General features: G+C 62.6%; 5 protein-coding genes. 1 reads left to right on the top strand and 4 read right to left on the bottom strand.

The features are described 5' to 3' along the window. Positions 1 to 118: 118 nt before the first annotated feature. The 4 genes from QUG01_RS16420 to QUG01_RS16405 all read right to left on the bottom strand — a co-directional run bounded on the left by QUG01_RS16420 (position 119) and on the right by QUG01_RS16405 (position 5,878). Positions 119 to 1,645, bottom strand: coding sequence for a fumarate hydratase (locus QUG01_RS16420; RefSeq protein ID WP_500831040.1), 1,527 nt, complete (start codon positions 1,643 to 1,645; stop codon positions 119 to 121). A 234-nt stretch (positions 1,646 to 1,879) separates the two neighbouring features. Continuing rightward, on the bottom strand, positions 1,880 to 2,608 hold the full coding sequence (locus QUG01_RS16415) for an MgtC/SapB family protein (protein ID WP_500831039.1): 729 nt from the start codon (positions 2,606 to 2,608) through the stop codon (positions 1,880 to 1,882). A 166-nt stretch (positions 2,609 to 2,774) separates the two neighbouring features. Then, positions 2,775 to 4,421, bottom strand: coding sequence for an NRAMP family divalent metal transporter (locus QUG01_RS16410; protein ID WP_500831038.1), 1,647 nt, complete (start codon positions 4,419 to 4,421; stop codon positions 2,775 to 2,777). Positions 4,422 to 4,981: 560 nt separating this feature from the next. Then, entirely contained in the window at positions 4,982 to 5,878 is an 897-nt protein-coding gene (locus QUG01_RS16405) for a DMT family transporter (protein ID WP_500831037.1), read from the bottom strand. 95 nt (positions 5,879 to 5,973) lie between these two features. Between QUG01_RS16405 and QUG01_RS16400 the strand changes: the two genes are divergently transcribed. After that, a complete protein-coding gene (locus tag QUG01_RS16400; RefSeq protein ID WP_500831036.1) occupies positions 5,974 to 6,798 on the top strand; it encodes an AraC family transcriptional regulator in 825 nt (274 codons plus the stop codon). Positions 6,799 to 6,880 lie beyond the last annotated feature (82 nt).

Raw genomic sequence — 6,880 nt, 5'->3', positions numbered from 1 at the left:
ATCAGCAGATACAACCTGTGCATTGTTTGCAGGAAGCGGTGGGGCGAGGCTACCAACTTACAATTGGGACATAGCCAAAAAAATGCCGCCCATCGGGCGGCATTTCCCAAGCAATAATTTAAGCTTGGCTGACCGGTATCTTCCCAATCTTCACCCGCCACTCCGCCGGGCCGGTGTTGTGCACCGAGGTGCCACAGGAGTCCACCGCCACCGTCACCGGCATGTCCTTGACTTCAAACTCGTAGATCGCTTCCATGCCCAGGTCGGCGAAGCCCACTACCTTGGAGGCCTTGATCGCCTTGGACACCAGGTAAGCGGAGCCGCCCACGGCCATCAGGTAGACCGCCTTGTTGTCCTTGATTGCCTCGATGGCCGCCGGGCCGCGCTCGGCCTTGCCTATCATGCCGAGCAAGCCGGTCTGCTCCAGCATCTGGCGCGTGAACTTGTCCATGCGTGTGGCGGTGGTCGGGCCGGCCGGGCCGACGACTTCGTCGCGCACCGGGTCCACCGGGCCGACGTAGTAGATGAAGCGGTTGGTGAAGTCCACCGGCAGCTTCTCGCCCTTGTTCAGCATGTCCACCATGCGCTTGTGCGCGGCGTCGCGGCCGGTCAGGATTTTGCCGTTCAGCAGCAGCACGTCGCCCGGCTGCCAGCTGGCCACTTCTTCGCGGGTGATGTTGTCCAGATCCACGCGCTTGCCGTTGGAGGCGTCGTAAGTGATGTCCGGCCAGTCTTCCAGCTTCGGCGGCTCCAAGTGCGCCGGGCCGTTGCCGTCCAGATGGAAATGGATGTGGCGGGTGGCGGCGCAGTTGGGGATCATCGCCACCGGCAGGGAAGCCGCGTGGGTCGGGTAATCCAGGATCTTCACGTCCAGCACCGTGGTCAGGCCGCCCAGGCCCTGGGCGCCGATGCCCAGCGCGTTGACCTTTTCGAACAGTTCCAGACGCAATTGTTCGACGCGGGACAGCTCGGCGCCGCTAACCGCCTTGGCCTTCAGCTCGTGGATGTCCACGTGGTCCATCAGGCTTTCCTTGGCCAGCAACATGGCCTTTTCCGGCGTGCCGCCGATGCCGATGCCGAGGATGCCCGGCGGACACCAGCCGGCGCCCATGGTCGGCAGCGTTTTCAGCACCCAGTCGACGATGGAGTCGGACGGGTTCAGCATCGCCAGCTTGGACTTGTTTTCCGAGCCGCCGCCCTTGGCCGCGCAGATCACCTCCACCTGGTCGCCCTCGACGATCTCAAAGTGCACCACGGCCGGGGTGTTGTCCTTGGAGTTCTGGCGCTTGCCGGCCGGGTCCAGCAGCACGGAGGCGCGCAGCTTGTTGTCCGGATGGTTGTAAGCGCGGCGCACGCCTTCGTTGACCATTTCCTGCACGCTGAGCTGGGCGTCCCACTGCACCCGCATGCCCACTTTCAGGAACACCACCGCGATGCCGGTATCCTGGCAGATCGGGCGCTGGCCTTCGGCGCACATGCGGCTGTTGACCAGGATTTGCGCCATCGCGTCCTTGGCGGCGGTGCTTTCTTCGTGTAGGTAAGCCTGGTACAGCGCGTCGATATAGTCTTTCGGGTGGTAGCAACTGATGTACTGGAAGGCATCGGCGATGCTCTGGATGAAGTCTTCCTGGCGGATGATGGTCATAAGGCTGTCTCGAGAAGCCGGGCGCCGCTGCGGCCGCCCGTGGATTACCCCGCCGCCGGCGCTGGAGAAAAACCATGCCGCGCGACAACTAAAAACCTGTCTCGATTGTAACACTGTCCGTCATAAACTTTGACCCCGGACAAGGCGCGCGGCCGGCTATCCCGTCCGGCATCGGGCGCAAAAAAGCCGCCAGCGCCTGAAGGCCGCGGCGGCTGACGCCGGAAAGACTTGCGCTCATTCGCTGGTGCTGGTGTTCCAGTATGCCTGGCTGATATAGGGCTTGGCCGCCAATTCGTCGGCAATGCGGTCCAACTCGTCCGAATCCACCGAGGTGGCCAGCAGCGTGGCGGTCATTTCCACCTCGTCGTCGCCAAAGGCCTCCACGTCCAGATCGCCCACCGGATAATTGGCCCGCTCCAATAGATCCCCCACATGCGCCAGAGCCTGCTTCTGCTGCTCGCGAGTGGAGATCACGCACAACTGATACGTGACTTCGCTGGCGTCGTCGTCGATCGGACGGCGGTTGATCGAGTTCACCACCGGCCGCAGCAGCGTGTTCACCGCCAGCACGAACACCGTGGTCAGGATGGCCTGGCCCAACATGCCCGCGCCGGCGCAGGCGCCGGTGGCCGCCGATCCCCACAGCGTGGCCGCCGTGTTCAAGCCGCGCACGTTCAAGCCTTCTTTCATGATGGTGCCGGCGCCGAGGAAGCCCACCCCGGACACGACATAGGCCACCACTCTGGAGGCGCTGCCGGAGCCATCCAGTTGCAGCGCCATATTGACGAAAGCCGCGGCGCTGACTGCCACCAGCGCGTTGGTGCGCAACCCGGCGGTGCGCTGGCGGTATTGCCGCTCCAGGCCGATCACCGTGCCGCAGACAAAGGCCATCGCCAAACAGACCGTGGAGTGCAATAAGCCGAACAAATCGAAATCGAACAAATTATGCAGGTTGTAGTGCATGCGTCCTCCTGCTTGTAAAGTCGTTATACATATTAAGGAACGTGCATCGTGGCTTTCCGCGAAAGCCACGAGGGACCCTCCCTCATGCGAAAAACCGCCCAAACGGGCGGTTTCGCTCCGCCGGCTGCACCTCGCCGCGCAGCCGGCCACAACCATACCTTGCCGATCAGTGGCCTAGCAAGGCGACTTGCGTCACTTTGTACACCACCATGATGACTGCTACCACCAGATAACCGCGCAATACCGCCATCCACAGACGATTGGCGCGGGACAAGACCATGGGCTTCAGTTGGTCCAGCGGCGGCATGCGCCAGGTGTGCATGTACAGCTTGGTCGGCTTGACGTCGTCCTTCAGGTCGGCTCCGGTTTCGGCGTCGCGGCGCAGTTTCACGGTATGCGCCGCAATCACCACGATGCCGCCGATGATGCCGCCGCCGACCAGCACGTTAATGATGGTTTGGCTGGAAATATCCGGCCACAGCACGGAAGCGGTCAGAATCACCGACAACAACACCAGCACGGCCGCCACCGCGCCGGTAAACAGATTAGTCCAGCGGCCGTTCACCCACGGACCCAGCACTTCCTTGTCATTGCACAGCAGCAGCAAGAATACGGATGCGGACGGCAGCAGCACCCCAGCCAGGGTTTGCACCGCGTTGGTCAGCAGGCCCAGTGGCACGCCCGGGATCAGCACCAGCGCGGCGGCGCCGGCGATCAGCAGGAAATAGACCAGATAGAAGGCCCGCGCGTCGCTCGGCTTGCGGTGCAGCGAATGCTTCATGTTCAGCACGTCGGCCAGCGCGTAGGCGGTGGACAGCGACACGGCGCTGGCGCCGATCAGGCTGGCGTCGATCAGGGCGACAGCGAACAGCACGCCGGCCAGGTGGCTGTGATACTTGCCCAAGCCGGCGGCGACGGCGCCGGCATCCTGGAAATTGCCGAACTCCGGCTTGCCGGCAAACAGCGCGGCGGCCATGCCGATGATGGCGACGGCGCCGATCAGCACCAGCACGATGCCCAGCCACAGGTCGGCGCGCTCATACTTGATGAAGCGCGGGGTGATGCGCTTGTCGATCACATAGCTTTGCTGGAAGAACAGCTGCCACGGCGCCACGGTGGTGCCGACGATGGCTATGATCAGCAGCATCACGTCGGACAGCTTGCCGCCGGCGGGCATGCCCGGCACCAGCAGGTCATGGCCGATCTGTTCCATCGGCGGATGCACCATCATGAAAACCGGCACCAGGAACAGGCTGAACACCACCAGGATCATGGCAAAGCGCTCAAAGCGGCGGAAATCCCCGGTGCTCGCGGCGGCCATCACCAGCAGCGCGGCCGCGACTACCCCCCACTCCTTGGGCAGGCCCAGATACTGCAGGGCCAGGGTGATGCCGATGAATTCGGTGACGATGGTCAGCGCGTTCAGCAGGAACAGGTCGATGGCGCTGAAGGCGCCCCAGAATTTGCCGAAGCGCTCCAGGATCAAGCGGGCATGGCCCACGCCGGTGACGGCGCCCAGGCGCAGCACCATTTCCTGGTTCACGTACAGCACCGGAATCAGCAGGATCAGCGTCCACAGCAAGGAGGTGCCGTAGTTCTGGCCAGCTTGCGAGTAAGTGCTGAAAGCGCCAGCGTCGTTGTCGCCGACCATCACGATCAAACCAGGGCCCAAGATGGCCAACAGCGTGCGCAGGCGCTGCCAGATGCCGGTGCGGGCAGCCACGTCGCCGTGGCGGATGGTGCCGAATGCGCCGCGGATGTCTCCGACGTGGGCGCTGTCCAATACAGCTTCGTTCTTGACGGCATTTGTCATTGTCATCGTCTCCGTGCGGGCGGCGCAAGCGGGCCGCCCGTCGTTTTGCAAGCAAACGAAAGCATGCGGGCACGGACGCGGTTGCGTCGGCGAGCGAAAACGCTCAGCGTATGCAAGCACGCACGTGCACAAACCTGATTTAGGCGTCCGGATAGATTCGGTACGCGGTCATCAGCAGTAACGGTATGAGGGTAAGTACGCGGCGCGGGCCGGATGGCCACGCCTGAGATGCGCACTGTCTGGCTTCGCGGCAAGACAGCGGCCAATAGGATGGAACGATGCCTGTGCCGGTCAGCGCGACCCGGTAGATAACCAACTACTACTGCAACTTTCCAAGGCATCAGCCCCCAGTAATGAAAACGCGGCGATGGTACGCCCGGCTATTTACTTACGTCAACACCCCAGTCACTTCGCATTTTTGCAAGGCCATCTGGAGCTGCGCAGCAATCTGCCATGACATCGGTCAAACATGTGACATCATGAAAAATTGCTGCGCTGATTATTTTATAAGCGCAATGAAACGCCTCAAAAACGCAGTAAATTTTTGTTAATGAAATGTATCACTTATTCACGAAAGACAATATCAGCCCAGGCCGAACCCGCAACACACCCTGCCCCAACGCCACACCCAGCAAGATCAAGGCGCCGCCCAGCCAATGGTAGTGATGGATGGTTTCACCCAGCAGCGCGCTGGCCAGCAAGGCGGTGAACAGCGGCAGCAGATTCATGAAAATGGCGGTGCGCTCGCTGCCCAGACGCTGGATGCCGCGCATCCAGAAGTAAGCCGCCATCACCGATGAGCCTATGCCGGCAAACAGCACCAAGCCAATGCCCTTGGCCGGAATGGCCATGCTTTGCGCGGTGAGGGTCAGCGGCAACAACAACAGCACCGCCAGGCTGGCTTGCAGATACAGATTGACCCAGGCGCCGAACGGCGGCGCCCAGCGTTTCAGCAGAATGCCGTACAAGGCATACGACGCCGCGCCGGCCAGGATCAGCGCGTCGCCGGGATTGACGCCATTGGCCAGCAGGCTCAACGGCTCGCCCTTGCCCAGCAGATAGACCACGCCGGAAAAAGACACCGCCACGCCCAGCCAGGCCAGGGCGCTGACCTGCTGGCGGAATACCGCGGCATTCAGCAGCAGGCCCAGCAAGGGCACCAGAGCAGTGATCACGCCCATATTGGTGGCGCTGGTGCTGTGCGCGGCGTAATAGGCCAGGCACTGGAACATCACCATGCCCAGCATGGCCAGCACCAGCAGCCTGGGCAGCCAGCGCTTCAGTTCGCCCAGATGGCGGCGCACGGCCGGCAGGCAGAATGGCGTCAACACCAGCGAGGCCAGCAGCCAGCGGTAAAGCGAGATCGCCGCCGGGTCCAGCACCTGGGCGGCGGCCTTGGATACGATGACGTTGGCGGCCCAGATCAGCACCGCCAGCAGGGGAAACAACATGGCCATCACAGCCTCCTTCAAGAAGATCGCTCTATTTTAGGATCGTCCGTTATGGACGATATAATGAAAAACAGACAATCCACTCAGGCAAACCGGACAATATGGCCACCGATACCGGCGATGATTACTTTGCCAGCGACAGCAGCCTGCCCGAGCCGGCGCCGCTGACTTTCCGCTACCACCGCTTCACGCCCAAAAGCGAATTCGCCCGCCATCGCCATCGCTGGGGGCAACTCAACCGGATCAGCCTGGGCCTGGTGGAGTTGTTGCTGGACGAGGGCAAGGTGGTGGCGCCGGCGCAATACCTGCTGTGGACCCCGCCGGAAGTGCCGCACGCCGCGTATATCCGGCAGGCCATGCATTACACCTCGATCTATGTCTGCGATGAGCTGGCCGCGCGGCTGCCCGGCCATACCTGCCTGATCGAGCAAACGCCGCTGGTGCGCGCGCTATTGGACGACTTCAGCCTGCGGCAGATCACCGTGCCGAGCGCCCCCTGGGACATCCGCCAGGCCGAGCTGCTGTGCCAGCGCCTGCAAGAGTCGGCCCATGAGGCTAGTTATCTGCCGGACAGCCCGCACAAACTGCTGCGGCCGATACTCGACGCCATCCGCCATGATCCGGCCGACGCCACGCCGTTGAAGGAATGGGCGGCAAGGGTGTACAGCACCGAGCGCACGCTGGCGCGGCTGTTCCAGCGCGAACTGGGCATCAGTTTTGGCCAATGGCGCGGCCGGGCCAGGCTGGTGGAAGCGTTGGCGCGGCTGCGCCAGGGCGACAGCGTGCAGGCCATTTCGGCGCAGCTGGGTTACGCCACGCCGTCGGCCTTCATCGCCATGTTCCAGAAACAGCTGGGCGCGTCGCCGGAGCGCTACCGCCGGCAATTGCAGGAGGGCGGACAGTGGCAGGACGAAATCAACGCTTGACCCCATAAACGGCAGCACCCGCCACAAAACCCACGAAATGGCACGAAAAATTTAAAACCACGCAAAACTCGCCCTCAACAGG

This window comes from Chromobacterium sp. CCUG 76385 (assembly GCF_059916625.1).
Note: the sequence above shows the minus strand (reverse complement) of the source record. Positions and strands in the feature narration are given on the sequence as shown.